Origin of the sequence: Streptomyces sp. NPDC018045, assembly GCF_044327445.1 — a bacterium.
In the GTDB taxonomy this organism is placed as follows: Bacteria; Actinomycetota; Actinomycetes; order Streptomycetales; family Streptomycetaceae; genus Streptomyces.
Genome location: NZ_JBIRFL010000002.1, coordinates 659493 through 677958, shown reverse-complemented (window position 1 = coordinate 677958; position 18466 = coordinate 659493). Strand labels below are relative to the sequence as shown.

Below are 18466 nucleotides of genomic sequence, written 5' to 3'. Positions count from 1 at the left end.
GTCTCCCCCTTTGACGGACAACCCGATGCTCACTTCTGCCTGCCGCGCCACCGCGGCGGTCCGCTGCCGCGGTGGCGCGTCGTTCCCCGTGTACGCGGCCGCGCCGGGCGGCCGTGGTCAGCGGCCGCCGGGGCCCTGACCGGTGCCGTGCCACACCCCGCCGCCCGGGGCGCCCCCGTCGTCGGGCCCGGAACCGTCGAAGAAGACCATGCCGCCCGGCATCATCTGCGGCGCCGCGGCCTCCTGCGGCCGGCGCTCCTCCTCGGGTGCGGCCGGCCCGGGCCCGCTGCCGTTGGCGGCCTGCCGGGCGAACTGCGTGTGGTACAGCTCCGCGTAGAGGCCGCCGGCCGCGAGAAGTTCCTCGTGCGTGCCCCGCTCGCGGATGCCACCCTCGTCGAAGACCAGGATCTGGTCGGCCTCGCGGATGGTGGACAGCCGGTGTGCGATGACGACGGAGGTACGGCCGCGCAGTGCCGTCCGCAGGGCCCGCTGGACGGCCGCCTCGGACTCCGAGTCCAGGTGCGCGGTCGCCTCGTCGAGGACGACGATCGAGGGCGCCTTCAGCAGCAGCCGGGCCAGCGCCAGACGTTGCTTCTCGCCGCCCGAGAGCCGGTAGCCGCGGTCGCCCGCCACGGTGTCGAGCCCGCTGGGCAGGGAACTGATCGTGTCCCAGATCTGCGCGGCCCGGCACGCCTCGATCAGCTCCTCCTCGGTGGCGCCGGGGCGGGCGTACGTCAGGTTGTTGCGGATGGTGTCGTGGAAGAGGTGGGCGTCCTGGGACACCACGCCGACGGTCCGGCGCAGTGAGTCCAGGGTGACGTCGCGCAGGTCCCGCCCGGCGATACGGACGCTGCCCGCCGACGGGTCGTACAGCCGCGACACCAGGTGCGTGGCGGTCGTCTTGCCCACGCCGGACGGGCCCACCAGGGCGGTGAGCTTGCCGGACGGCGCCGTGAAGCTGATGTCGCGCAGCACCTCGGGCGGCTCCTGGGACCGCTCGCCGGCCGGCAGCGCGTGGGACTCCAGGGACGCCAGGGAGACCTCGCTCGCCTTCGGGTAGCGGAAGGACACCCCGTCGAAGGTGATCTCCGGGGCGGCTGCACCGTCCGGGGCGGGCAGTTCGGTAGCGTCCGGCCGCTCGGTGATCAGCGGCTTCAGGTCGAGCAGTTCGAAGATCCGGTCGAAGCTCACCATCGCGGTGTGCGCCTCGCCCTGGATGCTGGAGAGCTGGGTGATCGGCCCGTACAGGCGGGCCAGCAGAGCGGCCAGCGCCACCAGCGTGCCGACCTGGAAGGTCCCGTCGACCACCATGGCACCGCCGAGGCCGTAGACGAGGGCGGTGACGACGGCGGCGAGCAGCGTCATGATGATGACCGTCAGCCGGCTCAGGACCATCCAGGTGATACCGACCTCGCGCACCTTGCCCGCGCGCTCGGCGAACAGTTTCGCCTCCTCGTGCGGGCGGCCGAAGAGCTTGGAGAGCATGGCGCCCGCCACGTTGAAGCGCTCGCCGATGGTCGCGCCCATCTCGGCGTTCATCTGCATCTGTTCCCGGGAGTAGCGGGTCAGCCGCCGCCCGACCAGCGCGCCGGGGATCATGAACACCGGCAGGATCACCAGCGCGACCAGGCTGACCAGCCACGACAGATAGAACATGCTGCCCAGGACCAGGACCAGGGTGAACACGCTGGACAGCGAGCCCAGAAGGGTGCCCAGCGCGTGCTGCGCGCCCACCACGTCCGTGTTCAGCCGGCTGACCAGGGACCCGGTCTGGGTCCGGGTGAAGAAGGCCAGCGGCTGGCGCTGTACGTGGGTGAACGCCTGGACCCGCAGGTCGTAGCTGACGCCCTGGCTGATCCGGCCCGAGTAGTAGCTCTGCGCGAGCTGGAGCGCCGCGTCGAGGACGGCGAGACCCGCGACGACGAGCGAGATGACCGTCAGCACCGTGGTGTCCCGCTTCAGGATGCCGACGTCGATGATCTCCTTGAGGAGCAGCGGAGTGGACACGACGATGAGCGAGTCCACCACGGTCAGCAGCACCAGCAGGACCGTCTCGCGGGAATGCGGTTTCGCATACGCGAGAATCCGGCGGAGCGTTCCCGGCCGGAGCCGCTGCGAAGCCGTGGAATTGCCCGGGTCGTCGTACGTCGCCAGCATGATGCCCGAGCCTTGTCCGGCAAACATATCAGCGGAAACCTCCTGGGTCGGGATTCCTGGCCATGCGGTCGACCGCATGGAAAAGGCGGCACCCCGAGGGCGCCCGTTCCGTTGGGTTCGGCAAGCGTTCACGAAGACCGGTCCACCGAATACGGTGACCGGAATGTCGCCCTGTTGTGGTGCGTCGTTGCGACGATACCCATATCAACTCCCGCCAGCCAGGCCGATGGGCCCGGGGCGGCCTCAGGGATTTCTCGCCCGGCCACGGAAAAGGTGTAGGTGAATCTCCGGTCCACGGTGCACCGGAGAATTCACGGCGCCGGATACCGGGCGGCCCGGCGGGCGGTGTATTCACAGCCGCCCGCCGGTACCGACCGTATCGCGCGCTTCCACCGGGTGCGGTGGGACGGCCCGGAGCCCGTCCAACCGGTCGGCTTCCTCACTTGGACACGGCGCGGCCGCCTGTTCAGACGGCCTCGGCGACATTCCGCTCGGCCCGCTGGGCGAAGTCCGCCCAGATGTCCGCACATTCCCGGGCCAGTTGGGCGATGATGCCACTGCAGTGCGGAGGAATGTTTGCCATGATGTCGTCCCACTCCTCCGCGCTGATCGTGTGAATACTCAGCAGCCGCAGCAGCGTGCGCCCGGTCTCGCTGAACCGCAGGGCCGGGTCGACCTTCAGGCGGCGTACGACCACCGTCCGGTCCTGCACGGGCATCCGGGTGGGTGCCGCGCTCTCCCCGCCGTCACCCGCGCCGGCGGACCCGGCGGGCACCTGTTCCCGCTGGGCCCGCGGCGTCTGCCGGCTCCGCCCCTTCAGGAGCGGTTCCTCGCCCCGGCGCAGCCGGTTGCGCACGTCGCGCGCCGTCTCGGGTGAGATCCCGGACGCCCGCGCGATCTGCCGCAGCGACAGGCCGGGGTTCTCGGCGATGAGGTTGCCGGCGAGCCGGCGGCCCTCGGCACCGTTGAGCGGCCGGAAGCGGCCGTCCTGGCCGATCCTGCCGCGCCCCGCGGCCGCCGCGCCCGACACCCGCCGGCGGATCTCCGCGACGGTGCCCGGTGCGATGCCGGTGACCGAGGCGATCATCCGGTCCGACCACAAAGGATGCGAACGGATGATGCGTTCGGCCGCGTTCTTGCGGTCCGCCATGGACAGCGGAAGGCCGTGCGTGATGTTCGACTCGACGGCGAGGACGAAGGCGTCGGCCTCGTCACCGTCGAAGAACCGCACCGCGATCTTGTCGTCGCCGCGCCGTTCCGCGGCTCGTAATCGGTGGACACCGTCGATGACCCGCATCGTCGCGCGGTGCGCGATGATGGGCGGCAGCGGCGCCTGTGCCACCGTCAGCATCTCCACATGTTCCGTGTCTTCCCCGGATATGCGCGGAGAACCGGCCACCGAAAGTGAATTGATCTCCACCTCGACGACCGTCTGCATATCCAGGTGCGCCTGCCCAGGTTCCACTCCAGGCTCCTCGCGTTGTGATTCCCCCGTGCGCAAGCTCGCGCTGACGCACCCTAACGACGTACGGCAGGCCCGTGCTTCGGCGCTGTCCGGCTGTTATGGACATCGCCGGGCCGTTCAGGCGTAGAACCCACCCCCGCTTCTCGACCCGCTACAACTCCCGGCGGGGGAGGAAGGTTCCCGAACCGCAGAAATCGCCGTACACGAAGCGGAACACCTAGGCAAACAAACCATCTTCCCCCATTCAGATACATACTCTAACAGCGCCTTTATCTACGGGGCACCCCTACTCGCCGCCCCTGAACCCGCGATGTCGCATTCCACGGGCCACCGGAACCGGATCTTTCGCGGACGGATTCCGCAGTCGGCTTCCGTCACCGGGGCGGCGGCGTCCGCTATTTCCGATCATTCGCTCGGCGGCGCCCGCCGCGCCCGTCCTCCGTCCGCGTCCAGCCGCCGGCGCCCCGCCCCTCCCCGCCGGCCGCCGACGCCACGTACGTCCACCCGTGACGGCGCATCAGCTTGCGCACGCCCTGCACCGTGTACGTGACATGGAAGCGCCGCACGATCACGGTCTGAATGCGCTCCAGCGTCCAGCGGTGCCCTGACCAGCCGTAGGCCGCCGGTCCCCGGGCCAGCTCCGCCTCCAGCCGACGGAATTGGGCCGGACTCAGCCGCGGCCGGGAGGCCGGCCCCTTCGAGCCCAGGGCCCGCTCCCCCGCCTGCTGCCAGGATCTCCGCCACCGCTGCACCGACCGCACACTCACCCGCAGTTCCCTGGCGATCACCGTGTTGCTCTCGCCGCGCGCGAACCGCTCGACCGCCTTCAGCCGCAGCCGTTCGCGGAACTCCCGCCGCTCGGCGGTCAGCCCGCCGCCCTGTGCGTATCGCATCTCTCCGACATACCGCAGGACGCGCGGTACGTCAGCCTCCGGCGACATCACGGGTTCAGTACCGGTACCCCTATCGCGGGCGACGCCGCACACCGGGGAACACCGGCCCCCGGGCGCCTCATGCGTCCGGCCGCCCGCGCGGAAATTGGCCTGTACCAGACGGCCGGACGGTGGGTCGTGTGCGCTTTCGTCCGGCCGCCCGTCGGGGTACCCCTACCGACGGTGCGCACCCCGCCGGCGGGGGCCGGGGTCTCAGGAGGCGGCCGCCGCCGGGGTCCGCGGCACCGGCTGCGTGAGCGACCGGCCCATCAGCGGCGACAGGATCGTGGCCGTACTGGCGATTTCCCGCATGTCGGCCTCCAGCAGCGCCTGGTCGCCGTCGCACCGCGCCGTCTCCGGCGCCGGATGCACGTCGATCATGACGCCGTCCGCGCCGACCGCCAGCGCCGCCCGCATCAGCGGCAGGACCAGCTCCCGGCGGCCGCCGGAGTGCGACGGATCCACGATCACCGGCAGGTGCGAGAGCCGCTGGGCCACCGGCACCGCGCTGATGTCCAGCGTGTTGCGGGTCGCGGTCTCGAACGTGCGGATGCCGCGCTCGCACAGCACGATGTCCAGATTGCCGCGCTGTGCGATGTACTCGGCGGCCATCAGCCACTCGTCGATGGTCGCGCCGAACCCGCGCTTGAGCAGCACGGGTTTGCCCGCGGACCCCACGGCCTGCAACAGCGCGAAGTTCTGCATGTTGCGGGTGCCGATCTGGAGCATGTCCGCGTAGGAGGCGACCAGTTCGACGCTGCCGGGGTCGATGACCTCGGTGACCACCGGCAGCCCGGTCTCGGCCCGCACGTCGGCGAGGATGCGCAGCCCGCTCTCCCCCAGCCCCTGGTAGGCGTACGGCGACGTACGCGGCTTGAACGCGCCGCCGCGCAGCAGCGACGCCCCGGCGGCCCGGGCCATCCGCGCAGCGGTGAGCGTCTGCTCGGCGGACTCGACCGCGCACGGGCCCGCGATGACGGACAGGGTGTCGGGCCCGATCGGCACGCCGCCGACCCGCACGACCGACCGGGCGGGGTGGTGCTCCCGGCTGACCAGCTTGTACGGCACGGAGATGCGGACGACGTCGAGGACGCCCCTGCGGCTGCGCAGGTTGAGCGCCTCGAACTCGTCCACGTCCCCGACGAGTCCGACGATCGTCCGGGTCACCCCCCGGCTGACGAAGGCATCACCGCCCGCCGAGCGCACCAGGCCGACGACGGCGTCGACATCCTCCTGCGTGGCCCCGGGGGCCATCACCACCACCATGAGGGGTTCCTCCCGTTGAGTGACCGGCACCGGCCGGCCGGATGTGGTTGGACGGGAACCGGCGCCCGCCCGCACCGCCGCGTGCCGGACCGACCGCCGGGTTCGTGAAGACCGCCGTCGTGCGGCCGCGCGCCGCGGCACCGTCCCGCGCGGCCCCGCGGGCCCGGAAGCGGTCCGGGCCCGGCCCTGGTGCCCACCCGCCCGCGCACTCCGGTCGAGCCGCGTTGGCAGCTCAACTGCCGTGTACTGCAATGGAGTTCACGGGCGGTGGTATCGCCGTCAATGATTCCACACGCGCGCGCCGGACTGTCCAACCGCGCAACATCCACCGCGGCACCGCCCGCCCCCTCCGCGCCCCCGCCACCTACCCGGCACGCAGGCAGCCCCGCGCAGCACCGTCGCCGCACCCGTCGAGACCGGCGTCCTCCACGGCGTCCGGCTCCAGTCGCCTCGCCAGGCCGGTACGCCGCTGCACGCCCAGCTTCCGGTACGCCCGGGTCAGGTGCTGCTCCACGGTGCTGATCGTGATGAACAGCGCACCGGCGATCTGCCGGTTGGTGTACCCCCGGGCGGCGAGCGTCGCGACACGCAGCTCGGCGCCGCTCAGCTCGGCGGGCCGCCCCGTACCGCCCGCCGCCGGCCGCCCGGGCGGACCGGCGCTCGCCGCGCCGACCGGCCAGGCCTTCAGGGCGGGCGCCTTGATGCCGCACTCCCGCAGGAGCTGCTGCGCCTTGCGCGCCGCGACCCGCGCCCGGCCGTCCTCGTCCATGTCCCCATAGCTGTACGACAGTGCCGCCATCGCGTACGCCAGCTCCAGCCGGTGCCCGCCGCGCTGCAAGATGTCCATCGCCTCGCCGAGCAGCCGCGGCCGGTCCGCGCGCCCGGCCAGCGCCGCCAGCACCCGCAGGGCGACGCCCCGCGTCCACAGCGGGCGGGGGCCGGTACGGGTCAGCTCCTCCTCCAGCAGGTCCCGCGCGCGGCGGTCGTCCCCCAGTGAGACGTGGACCTGCGCGGCATCGGTCCGCCACGGCACCAGACCGGACAGGTCGAGGTGCCACCGCGCCATCAGGTCCCCGCAGCGGTGGAAGTCCTCCAGCGCCGCGTACGGCCGTCCCGCGGCGAGCTGGTAGTGGCCGCGCGCCCAGAGATACAGCAGCCCGCCGGGCGTCCGGAACGCCGCGTCGGGCACGGGGACCTTCAGATGGGCCGCCGCCTCGTCCAGCCGCCCCATGGCGGCCTTGGTGTACAGCAGCGCAGCGACCGGGGCGGCGACGGCCACCCCCCATCCTTCGGGCGGGACGACGGTGAGCGCGGTGTGCGCCGACTCCTCCGCCGCGGCCAGCTCACCGAGTCTGATCTCGATGAACGCCTTGGCGGCGGCGAACAGCGACTGCCACATCGGCGTCCGCTGCTCCCGCGCCTCCGCCAGGAGGATGTCGCACCAGCGGGCGGCCTCCGGCAGCCCGTCGGCGACGATGAGCGCGACCAGCGCCGCCAGGCCCGCGGCCGGGGTACGGTCCTCCGGCCGGGTCTCCTGGAGGATCCGCTCCGCGCGGCCGGTCACGTCACCGGTCGTCCTTCGGTCCAGTACGGAGGCCAGCAGAGCGAACGCGCGCTGCTGGGTGTCCTGCCCGGGCGTCGGGCCGGGGGCCCGGGCGCCCGCCGCCGCGCCGCGGTACCGGCCCGCGGCGGCCTCGGCACGGTACTTTCCCGCCAGCCCCGGATACCCGTAGGCGAGCCAGAACCGCGTCGGCTCCAGCGCCGCCCCCGCCCCATCGGCCCCGGCCGCCGCTCCCTCTTCTTCCTGCCCCTGCTCCCGCTCCCGCTCCACGATCCGGAGGACCGCCAAGGCGTCGTCCGCCCTGCCGAACCACAGCAGATGTCCGACCAGTGCCCGCATGTCGCGCGCCGTGAGCTGCCCGGCGAGCGCCGCGTCGGTGAGCGCCGGCAGATGCCGTACGGCGGCGGACGGGTCGACCCGCCAGCCCGCCCGCACCAGCGCGACCCTGACCGCGAGCGTCTGCCGCTCGTCCGCACGGCAGTCCCCGGCCACGCGCAGACAGTCCAGCGCGGTGCCCACCTCGTCGCGGGCCAGCGCGGCCTCGGCCGCCTCCAGCAGGACGGGCAGTGCCCACGGGGCGTCGACGGTCTCCGCGGCGACCAGATGACGGGCCAGTACGGTCGCCGGCGCACCGTGCTCGTACAGCACCTGGGCGACGCGGGCCGCCAGCCGGGCGCTGCGCGGCGGTTCCGCCCGGCGCAGCACCGCCGTCCGGCCCGCCTCGTGGCGGAACCGGCCCTGGGCGAGCAGTCCCATGTCGTGCAAGGCCCGCAGGCTGCGTTCACCGGCCTGGCGCGACACCCCGAGCAGCTCGGCGGGCCCGACGCGCTCGGCCCGTTCGCCGAGCACCGCCAGCAGCCACGCCGTACGGCGCGTGAGGTCGTCACTGCGGCTCAGGCACTGCGCCACGGCACGTTCGTACGCCTCACCGGGCACCAGCTCGGCGCTCCCGGCCCGCTCCGCGTCAGCGTAGTCGTCCAGCAGCGCCCGCAGCAGCAGCGGACTGCCGCCGCTCAGCCGGTGGAATTCCGCTACGGGCGGCGCCGACCGCCGCCCTTTCTGCCCGGCGGCCAGCATGGCGACGACCCCGTCCCGCGGCAGCGGACCGACGTGCAGGAAACGGCTCGCCGGCCGCCGCAGCAATTCCTGCCGGGCCGGACTGTCCTCCCACCCCGCACCACTGCTTTCGCCGAGAACCACCAGAATCCTGCTGACGTCCAGCCGTCGCACCACATACAGCACGCATTCCAGCGAATAGGCGTCGGCGTGGTGAACATCGTCGATACACACCACGACCGGCCGCTTCCTGGCCTGGGCGAAGAGAATGCCGCAGACCCGCGGAAAGACATTCACGACCACTTCCGAGGGAATTACCCCTTCGGAAGCCCGGACCGGCGCACCACCGCCGCCGGCCGGCGGTGGCAGCCACACCACCGGTTCCGCGCCCGCGCCGGCCAGCTCGGCGGTCCGCAGCAGTTGCCCGGCCACGCGCAGCGGCACGTCCTTCTCCGCAGCGGTCGCGGTGGCCTGCAACCACAGCGCTCCGGTGGGCGCGGCCCGCTCCCGGAAGGCCCGCAACAGGGCCGTCTTGCCGCCGGCCACCGCGCCGCTGACCACCACCACTCCCCCGCGCCCGGCCGCGCAGGCGTCGAGCAGACCCTCCAGGACGGAGAGCTCCGTGTCCCGCTCCACCACCTTCATGAGCCGGTTCACCCCCGTATCCGGACTCGCGTTGTTCAGTTGGACGGATATCCAGCCGCAACCGACCCTTCGGCTCCAACGGTCACAGGAAATCCACGCCCCGCCGGTTTTCCCCGGCCTCCGGAACAGCCACCGCCCGCGTTCGCACCCCGGCGCCGACCGCCCCGCCAAACATGTTCCGCATTACCTCAACATTACCTCGCCCGGGCCGCCCGGCCAGGCCACCCCGGAAAGTATTTCAGGAGCCCGCCATTCCCCTCCTACGACCTCTCCCGAAACCCTCACGACCCGTAACCGAAATCCTCGAAGAACTCCCAGAACCCCGCACCACAAGAATCCCCCGCCCCCTCTTTCCCGCACCGCCCCGCCCACCTCACACGCGCTCACCCGCACCGAGGGCACCGGCAACGACAAGACCCCATGGTCCACTGGGGACCATGGGGTCTTGATGTGTGTCCGAGGGGGGACTTGAACCCCCACGCCCGATAAAGGGCACTAGCACCTCAAGCTAGCGCGTCTGCCATTCCGCCACCCGGACCAGGTGTGGTCTTCGCGGGGTGTTCCCCGCGGCGACATGGACAACAATACCAAGGTTTCGGAGTGGGTTTCACCTGCGTATGCACTGCGGGCATAAGCGCGAGTTATGGGGGGGCGGGCGGGACGCCGCCGAAGGGCTCGGGGCGGTGGCTGGAACAAGGGGGTCCGGGCTGGACAGCGACGGCCGGGTGCGGGATACAGGCTCCATACAGTATTCGTCGACTGTATGCGATCTACGGTCGGCGGCCCACGAAGGGATGCGATGCCCCATGCCCGACGACGCCCGGAACCTCGACCCGGACCGCGCCCGGACCGCGCCGCCCGGGGACCTCGTCTCCGGCGGTCACCTGGTCGCCGAAGCGCTCAAGGCGGAGGGTGTGGACGTCGTCTACACCCTCTGCGGCGGCCACATCATCGACATCTACGACGGCTGTGCCGACGAGGGCATCGACGTGGTGGACGTACGGCACGAGCAGGCCGCCGCGCACGCGGCGGACGCCCACGCGCGGATCACCGGCAGGCCGGGGTGTGCCGTGGTCACCGCGGGCCCCGGCACGACGGACGCCGTGACGGGCGTGGCCAACGCCCTGCGCGCCGAGTCGCCGATGCTGCTGATCGGCGGGCAGGGCGCGCGCGGCCAGCACAAGATGGGGTCGCTTCAGGACCTCCCGCACGTCGAGATGATGACGCCGATCACGAAGTTCGCGGCCACCGTGCCGGACACGACGCGCGTCGCCGACATGGTCTCGATGGCGTTCCGGGAGTCCTTCCACGGCGCTCCCGGTCCGTCCTTCCTGGAGATTCCCAGGGACGTGCTGGACGCGACGGTGCCGCGCGGCACGGCGCGGATACCCCGGGCCGGGCACTACCGCGCCTCGACCCGTTCGGCGGGCGACCCGGAGGCCGTCGAGAAACTGGCCGACCTGCTCGTACGGTCCGAGAGGCCGGCGGTCCTGCTGGGCAGCCAGGTGTGGACGACGCGCGGCACGGACGCGGCGGTCGATCTCGTACGGGCCCTGAACCTCCCCGCGTACATGAACGGCGCGGGCCGCGGCACCCTGCCGCCCGGCGACCCGCACCACTTCCAGCTCTCCCGCCGCCACGCCTTCGCCCGCGCCGACCTGATCGTGATCGTGGGGACTCCTTTCGACTTCCGCATGGGGTACGGCAAGCGCCTGTCCCCGGCCGCGACCGTCGTCCAGATCGACCTGGACTACCGCACGGTCGGCCGGAACCGGGACGTGGACCTGGGCATCGTGGGCGACGCGGGGCTGGTCCTGGCCGCCGCCGCGCAGGCCGCTTCCGGCCGCGTGGACGCGGGCGGCGGCGCGGGCCGGCGCAAGGAGTGGCTGGAGGAGCTGCGGGCGGCCGAGGAAGCGGCGGTGACGAAGCGGTTGCCGCTGCTGCGCTCGGACGCCGCTCCCATTCACCCGTACCGTCTGGTCAGCGAGATCAACGAGTTCCTGACCGAGGATTCGCTCTTCATCGGGGACGGCGGCGACATCGTCACCTTCTCCGGCCAGGTGGTGCAGCCGAAGGCGCCCGGCCACTGGATGGACCCGGGGCCGCTGGGGACCCTCGGCGTCGGTGTGCCGTTCGTGATGGCGGCGAAGAAGGCGCGGCCGCGGACGGAGGTGGTGGCGCTCTTCGGCGACGGCGCGTTCTCGCTGACCGGCTGGGACTTCGAGACGCTGGTCCGCTTCGGCCTGCCGTTCGTGGGGATCGTCGGCAACAACTCCTCGATGAACCAGATCCGTTACGGCCAGCGCGCCAAGTACGGCGCGGCGCGCGAGCGGCTCGGCAACACGCTGGGCGACGTGCCGTACGACGCGTTCGCGCGGATGCTCGGCGGCCACGGCGAAGAGGTCCGCGACCCCGCGCAGATCCGGCCGGCGCTGGAACGCGCCCGGCAGTCCGGCAAGCCGTCGCTGGTCAACGTCTGGATCGACCCGGACGTGTACGCCCCCGGGACCGTCAACCAGACCATGTACAAGTGAGGAGCCGCTGATGAGCACAGTCCCAGCTCAGGAAACCGGCGGGAAGGCACTCAGCGGGGTGCGGGTCCTGGACATGACGCATGTGCAGTCCGGCCCGTCCGCCACCCAGTTGCTCGCCTGGCTCGGCGCGGACGTCGTCAAGCTGGAGGCGGTCACCGGTGACGTCACCCGCGGCCAACTGCGCGACATACCGGACGTGGACTCCCTGTATTTCACGATGCTCAACTGCAACAAGCGCAGCATCACCCTGAACGTGAAGACCGACCGCGGCAAGGAGCTGCTGACCGAGCTGATCCGGCGCTCCGATGTGCTGGTGGAGAACTTCGGGCCGGGCGCCGTGGACCGGATGGGCTTTCCCTGGGAGCGCGTCCGGGAGATCAACCCGCGGCTCGTGTACGCCTCGATCAAGGGTTTCGGCGAGGGCCCGTACACCCGGTTCAAGGCGTACGAGGTCGTCGCGCAGGCCATGGGCGGGGCGATGTCGACCACCGGGTTCGCGGACGGGCCGCCGCTGGCGACCGGCGCGCAGATCGGCGACTCGGGCACCGGCGTGCACTGCGTCGCCGGGATCCTCGCCGCGCTCTACCAGCGCGAGCACACCGGGCGCGGGCAGCGGGTCCAGGTGGCGATGCAGCACGCGGTGCTCAACCTGTGCCGGGTCAAGATCCGCGATCAGCAGCGGCTGGAGCACGGCCCGCTGCCGGAGTACCCGAACGACACCTTCGGGGACGAGGTGCCGCGCAGCGGCAACGCCAGCGGCGGCGGGCAGCCCGGCTGGGCGGTCAGGTGCGCGCCCGGCGGCCCCAACGACTATGTGTACGTCATCGTGCAGCCGGCCGGCTGGGAACCGCTCTCCCGGCTCATCGGGCGGCCCGAGCTGGCGCACGACCCCGAGTGGGCGACGCCGGCCGCCCGGCTGCCCAAGCTGGCGAAGGTCTTCCAGCTCGTCGAGGAGTGGAGCGGCACGCTGCCCAAGTGGGAGGTGCTGGAGCGGCTGACCGCGCACGGCATCCCCTGCGGTCCGGTGCTGTCCACCAAGGAACTCGCGCACGACGCGTCGCTGGCCGCCGACGGAATGATCGTCCGGGTCCGGCACCCGCGGCGCGGCACGTTCACCACCGTCGGATCGCCGCTGAAGCTGTCCGACTCGCCCGTGGAGATCGACCGCTCACCGCTGCTCGGTGAGCACAACGACGAGGTGTACGGCGGCGAGCTGGGGCTCGGCGCCGAGGAACTGCGGCGGCTCAAGGCGAACGGAGTCATCTGATGACGGACCGACAGGCACAAGCCGTGGCGGTGTTACGGGCCGCGCGGGCGGCCGGGCGTACGACGCTGACGGCCCCCGAGGGCAGGCTGCTCGCGGACGCGTACGGCATTCCCACCCCGGCCGAAGGGCTCGCGGAGACCGCCGACGAGGCGGTGGCGCTCGCCGCCCGTATGGGCGGGCCGGTCGCGCTGAAGATCGTTTCGCCGGACATCCCGCACAAGACGGACGCGGGCGGCGTACGGGTGGGACTGTCCTCGCCCGCCGAGGTGCGGGACGCGTTCACGGCGATCGTGCGGAACGCCGCCGCGTACGCACCGCGGGCCCGCGTCGACGGCGTACTGGTGCAGCGGATGGTGCCGGAGGGCGGGCTGGAGGTGCTGGTCGGCGCGGTGACCGACCCGACCTTCGGGAAGGTCGTCGCCTTCGGGCTGGGCGGGGTGCTGGTGGAGGTCCTCGGGGACGTCACGTTCCGCCTGGCGCCGGCCTCGGCGGCGGACGCGGAATCCATGCTGGACGGCATCCGCGCGGCCGAGCTGCTGCGCGGCGTACGCGGCGGGCCCGCCGTGGACCGCGCGGCGCTCGCCGACCTGATCGTACGGGTGTCCCGGCTGGCCGCCGACTTGCCCGAGGTGGCCGAGGTCGACCTGAACCCGGTGTTCGCCTCCCCGGACGGGGTGCTCGCCGCGGATGTACGCGTCGTGCTCGGCGAAGGGCCGCCCCCGCGGCGCCGCCGGTACGCCAAGGAGGAGATCCTCGCCTCGATGGAGCGGCTGATGCGGCCGCGCTCGGTGGTCGTCGTCGGCGCCTCCCGCGAGCCGGGGAAGATCGGGCACGCGGTGCTGCGCAACCTGCTCGACGGCGGCTTCGACGGCGCGGTCCACCCGGTGAACCCGAAGGGCGGCGAGATCCTCGGCCGTACGGCGTACCGGTCCGTCGCGGACGTGCCGGACGGGGCCGATGTGGCGGTCTTCGCCGTTCCGGCGCCGCTGGTGCCCGCGGCCCTGGAGGACGTGGGCCGCAAGGGCATCCCGAACGCCGTACTGATCCCCTCCGGCTTCGCCGAGACCGGCGAACACGCCCTCCAGGAACGGCTCGTGGCCATCGCCGAGAAGTACGGCACCCGGCTGCTCGGCCCGAACATCTACGGCTACTACTCCCCCTGGCACCATCTGTGCGCCACGTTCTGCACCCCGTACGACGTCACCGGCCCGGTGGCGCTGACCTCGCAGTCCGGCGGCATCGGCATGGCCGTCCTGGGCTTCGCGCGCGCCACCGGGACGGGCGTCTCGGCGATCGTCGGGCTCGGCAACAAGGCGGACGTGGACGAGGACGACCTCCTCACGTACTTCGCCCGGGACCCGCACACCCGGAGCATCGCGATGCACCTGGAGGACCTGAAGGACGGCCGCGCGTTCGTGGCGGCCGCGCGGGAGACCGTGCGCGAGAAGCCCGTCGTGGTGCTGAAGGCCGGGCGGACCGGCGCGGGCGCCCGGGCCGCCGGGTCGCACACCGGCGCGCTGGCCGGTGACGACGCGGTCTACGACGCCGTCCTGCGGCAGGCGGGCGTCATCCGTGCGCACGGACTCGACGAGATGCTGGAGTACGCGCGGGCCCTGCCGGTGCTGCCCACGCCGAAGGGCGAGAACGTCCTCATCGTCACGGGGGCGGGCGGTTCCGGTGTCCTGCTCGCGGACGCGGCCGTCGACCACGGGCTGAGTCTCATGACCGTCCCGGACGATCTGGACGCCGCCTTCCGGGAGTTCATCCCACCCTTCGGGGCAGCCGGCAACCCCGTGGACATCACGGGCGGCGAGCCGCCGGCCACGTACGAGGCCGCCATCCGGCTCGCGCTGCGCGACCCCCGGGTGCACGCCCTGGTCCTCGGCTACTGGCACACCCTCGTCACGCCGCCGATGGTGTTCGCGGAGCTGACGGCGCGCGTGGTGGCCGAGTTCCGGGCGGCCGGTGCCGAGAAGCCGGTGGTGGCGTCGCTGGCCGGGGACACCGAGGTCGAGGAGGCGGGCGCGTACCTCTTCGCGCGGGGCGTGGTGGCGTACCCGTACACGACCGAGAAGCCGGTGGCGGCGCTCGGTGCGAAGTACCGGTGGGCACGCGCCGCCGGCCTGCTGTGATCCGGACGGCGTACCGACGGGAGGCGATGTGAGGTGACAACTCAGGACATCACGAACGCGGCCGGCACCACGGTCACCGAGGTCCGCGACGCGCACGGGCGGGTCTACCGGCTGGGCGAGACGGACCGGCAGTTGCTCGGCCACCCGCGGTGGACCATGGTTCTGCTGCCCTGGGTGGCGATGCTCGGTATCAGCATCTTCGAGTACGCCTTCGGAGCCGCCGAGTCCACGCTCGCCGCGGCGCACCACTGGACGCACACCGGCACCTTCTGGGTACTGAGCGTCTGGATCTTCTTCCAGGCGGCGGTGGCCTTCCCCGCGGGCAGACTGCGGGAGAAGGGGCTGCTCAGCAGCCGCGCCGCGATGCTCTGCGGAGCCGTACTGTCCCTGGTCGGCTTCCTGAGCCTGAGCCACGCCCCGGACATCCGGTGGGCCGTGGCCGGCTTCGGCGTGCTGGGCGGTACCGGCGCCGGACTGGTCTACGCGACCTGCATCAACACGGTCGGCAAGTGGTATCCGGAACGGCGCGGCGGCAAGACCGGATTCGTCAACGGCGGCTTCGCGTACGGCGCGGTGCCCTTCATCTTCCTGTTCTCCTACGGCTTCGACGCCGACGACTACCAGGCCGTCCTCGACCTGGTCGGCCTGTACGTCCTGCTGCTGACCGCCGTGGCGGGCCTGTTCTTCAAGGACCCGCCGAAGAACTGGTGGCCCGCGCACGTCGCCCCGCCGGCCGTGCCGCACGACGCCCGTACCTCCGCGGCGCTGCTCAAGAACCCGCCCGCGGCGGCCCAGTTCACGCCGCGGGAGGCCATGCGTACGGGCATGCTTCCCCTGATGTGGGTCTGCCTGCTGTGCACCGCCGGCGTCTCGATCTTCGGTATCTCCTTCCAGGTGCCGTTCGCCAGGGACGCCGGGTTCGGGCCGCTGGTCGCGGCGTCCTCCATGGGCATCATGTCGGTGGTCAACGGGACGGGCCGGGGCGTGGTCGGCTGGCTCTCGGACCGGCTGGGGCGGCGCGTGACCCTGACGTACGTGTGCCTGGTCCTCGGCCTGGCCCAGTTCGGCGTCCTGTGGGCGGGCGAGAGCGCCAACCAGCCCCTGTTCCTGGTCTTCGCCTTCCTGTCCGGCTTCGGCGGCGGCGCGTTCTTCCCGCTCTTCGCGGCCTTGGTGCCCGACTACTTCGGCGAGAACGACAACGCGTCGAACTACGGCCTCGTCTACAGCTCCAAACTGGTCTCCGGCCTGCTGGGCGGCGGTGTCGGCGCGGCAGTGGTGGCGGCGTGGGGGTACGCGGGCGCGTACGCGGTCGCGGGGTGCGTGGGCCTGCTGGCGGCGGGCCTGTCCCTGCTGCTGCGGCGGCCGGAGGGGAAGGGGGTGGCGGTCGGTTCAGGGTGAGGGGCGGGGCCGGCCGGGGTGCCGACGCGTTCGTCGAGCGGGATCCGGCGGGCCCCGGCCAGGGGCAGCAGCAGTTCCAGGCCCGGCTTGCGGTGCCCGGGCTCCGGCCGCGACAGGGGGCTGACCGGGGTACCGGTGGTCTCCGACAGGGCCGTCAGCGTGGCGCCCCGGCGGCGGCGCACCTCCCGCAGGCGCGGTCCGATCGCGGCCGGCACGGCGTCGAAGGCGTCACCTGTCCCCTCGTCGCCCACCCCTTCACCGTGCCCCCGCTTTGCGGTTTCCGCAAAGAACTTTGCCGACCCGGCGGGAGAGGGCGCAGGTTGGGGGCCGGAGGTGGTCAGAATGATCCGAGATACCCGGCCCGACCGTGGTGACCGGTACGACGTGGTGATCGTCGGAGGCGGTCCGGCGGGCCTGAGCGCGGCACTCATGCTGGGACGCGCCCGGCGGTCCGTGCTGGTGATCGACGCCGGTGAGCCCCGCAACGCGCCGTCGGCGCACCTGCACGGCTTCCTCTCCCGGGACGGTGCACCGCCCGGCGAACTGCTGGAGAAGGGCCGCCGGGAAGTGGCCCACTACGGGGCCGAGGTGCACGCCGGCCGGGTGCGGTCGGCGGTACGGGACGGCGGCCTCTTCGCGGTCAGCGACGACTCCGGCCGCACCGTACGGGCGCGTCGGCTGCTGGTGACCAGCGGATTCACCGACGAACTGCCCGATGTCCCCGGCCTGGGCCCACGGTGGGGACGCGACGTACTGCACTGCCCGTACTGCCACGGCTGGGAGGTCCGCGACCAGCCCATCGGCGTCCTGGCCACCGGCCCGATGGGCGTGCACCAGGCGCTGCTGTTCCGCCAGTGGACCGACCGGCTCACCCTCCTGCCGCACACCGGCCCCCATCCCACCGATGAGGAGTCCGAGCGATTGGCCGCACGCGGCATCACGGTCGTGCCCGGCGAGGTGACCGGCCTGGAGATCGCCGACGACCGCCTCACCGGGGTCCGCCTGCGCACCGGTGAGCCGGTCCCGCTCCAGGCGCTGACCGTGGCGCCCCGCGCCGTCCCGCGCGCCGCGTTCCTGGACTCGCTCGGGCTGTCCCCCACCCCGCACCCGAGCGGCCTGGGCTCGTACCTCGCCACCGACCCGACCGGCCGTACGGCCGTACCGGGCGTGTGGGCGGCGGGCAACGTCGCCGACCTCACCGCGAACGTCCTCGCGTCCGCCGCGTCCGGCTCGGCCGCCGCGGGGGCGATCAACGCCGACCTCGTCGCCGAGGACACCCGCCGCGCGGTACGGGCCCACCGGGCCCCCTTCTCGGCCGCGACGGAAGCCCGCGTCCACGAGCCGGTCGCCGGCGACCGGCGCCACGGCCTGTGACCGCCCACCGAACCCGCCTCATCCCCTCGGGAGAAATCATGGACGCCCAGTTCTGGGACGACCGGTACGGCAGCCGCGACCAGCTCTTCAGCGGCGCACCCAACGGAGTGCTCGTCACCGAGATCACCGATTTCCCGCCGGGCCAGGCGCTCGACGTGGGCTGCGGCGAAGGCGGTGACGCGCTGTGGCTCGCCCGGCAAGGCTGGCAGGTCACCGGCGTCGACATCTCCGAGGTCGCGCTGCGGCGGGCCGCCGAGGCGGCCACGGACGTCGCCGACCGCGTCTCCTGGGCCCGCGCCGACCTGGCCGTCACAGCGCCCCCGGCCGACGCGTTCGACCTGGTCTCCGCCCAGTACTTCCCGCTTCCGCGCCACCCGGACCACACAGCGCTGCGCGGCCTGCTGAACGCCGTCGCCCCCGGCGGCACCCTGCTCTTCGTCGGCCACGACCTCGCCGGCCTGCCCGACCAGCCGATGTCCGGCGTCCACCCCGCCGACTACTACCGGCCCGCCGACATCGCCCCGCTCCTCGGCCCCGACTGGACCGTGGAGATCAACGAGACCCGCCCCCGGACCGTCCCCGCCCCGGCCGGCACCGGCCACACCCACGACACGGTGCTACGGGCCCGACGGAGGCGCTGAGCCGGGGCCCCGGGACGGCCCGAGTCAGTCTGAGAATT

General features: G+C 72.7%; 11 protein-coding genes and 1 tRNA gene. 6 read left to right on the top strand and 6 right to left on the bottom strand.

What is annotated here, in order from left to right; all coding sequences use genetic code 11:
* Positions 1 to 117: 117 nt before the first annotated feature.
* From ACH4EB_RS06885 to ACH4EB_RS06860, 6 genes are all read right to left on the bottom strand, one after another.
* Positions 118 to 2184, bottom strand: coding sequence for an ABC transporter ATP-binding protein (locus ACH4EB_RS06885; protein WP_398346267.1), 2067 nt, complete (start codon positions 2182 to 2184; stop codon positions 118 to 120).
* Between the two features lie 439 nt (positions 2185 to 2623).
* The gene (locus tag ACH4EB_RS06880) at positions 2624 to 3622 is read right to left on the bottom strand and encodes a ParB N-terminal domain-containing protein (RefSeq protein ID WP_398346266.1); all 999 of its coding nucleotides are present in this window, start codon (positions 3620 to 3622) and stop codon (positions 2624 to 2626) included.
* 395 nt (positions 3623 to 4017) lie between these two features.
* Positions 4018 to 4515 (bottom strand): winged helix-turn-helix domain-containing protein, encoded by a 498-nt coding sequence (locus tag ACH4EB_RS06875; RefSeq protein ID WP_398346265.1) that lies wholly within the window; start codon positions 4513 to 4515, stop codon positions 4018 to 4020.
* A 252-nt stretch (positions 4516 to 4767) separates the two neighbouring features.
* Positions 4768 to 5820: a 3-deoxy-7-phosphoheptulonate synthase gene (aroF, locus tag ACH4EB_RS06870; RefSeq protein WP_398346263.1), complete on the bottom strand. Its 1053-nt coding sequence runs from the start codon at positions 5818 to 5820 to the stop codon at positions 4768 to 4770.
* Between the two features lie 364 nt (positions 5821 to 6184).
* A complete protein-coding gene (locus ACH4EB_RS06865) occupies positions 6185 to 9094 on the bottom strand; it encodes an AAA family ATPase (protein WP_398346262.1) in 2910 nt (969 codons plus the stop codon).
* A gap of 441 nt (positions 9095 to 9535) precedes the next feature.
* Positions 9536 to 9620, bottom strand: a tRNA-Leu gene (locus ACH4EB_RS06860).
* 268 nt (positions 9621 to 9888) lie between these two features.
* Between ACH4EB_RS06860 and ACH4EB_RS06855 the strand changes: the two genes are divergently transcribed.
* The 6 genes from ACH4EB_RS06855 to ACH4EB_RS06830 all read left to right on the top strand — a co-directional run bounded on the left by ACH4EB_RS06855 (position 9889) and on the right by ACH4EB_RS06830 (position 18428).
* Entirely contained in the window at positions 9889 to 11616 is a 1728-nt protein-coding gene (locus ACH4EB_RS06855; protein ID WP_398346261.1) for a thiamine pyrophosphate-binding protein, read from the top strand.
* A gap of 10 nt (positions 11617 to 11626) precedes the next feature.
* The gene (gene frc, locus ACH4EB_RS06850) at positions 11627 to 12883 is read left to right on the top strand and encodes a formyl-CoA transferase (RefSeq protein ID WP_398346260.1); all 1257 of its coding nucleotides are present in this window, start codon (positions 11627 to 11629) and stop codon (positions 12881 to 12883) included.
* Positions 12883 to 15015: an acetate--CoA ligase family protein gene (locus tag ACH4EB_RS06845; RefSeq protein ID WP_398346259.1), complete on the top strand. Its 2133-nt coding sequence runs from the start codon at positions 12883 to 12885 to the stop codon at positions 15013 to 15015. The genes frc and ACH4EB_RS06845 overlap by 1 nt, the downstream gene beginning before the upstream one ends.
* A gap of 33 nt (positions 15016 to 15048) precedes the next feature.
* Positions 15049 to 16413: an OFA family MFS transporter gene (locus ACH4EB_RS06840; protein WP_398346258.1), complete on the top strand. Its 1365-nt coding sequence runs from the start codon at positions 15049 to 15051 to the stop codon at positions 16411 to 16413.
* A 342-nt stretch (positions 16414 to 16755) separates the two neighbouring features.
* Positions 16756 to 17787, top strand: coding sequence for an NAD(P)/FAD-dependent oxidoreductase (locus ACH4EB_RS06835; RefSeq protein WP_398346257.1), 1032 nt, complete (start codon positions 16756 to 16758; stop codon positions 17785 to 17787).
* Positions 17788 to 17825: 38 nt separating this feature from the next.
* The gene (locus tag ACH4EB_RS06830) at positions 17826 to 18428 is read left to right on the top strand and encodes a methyltransferase domain-containing protein (RefSeq protein WP_398346256.1); all 603 of its coding nucleotides are present in this window, start codon (positions 17826 to 17828) and stop codon (positions 18426 to 18428) included.
* Positions 18429 to 18466: the final 38 nt, after the last annotated feature.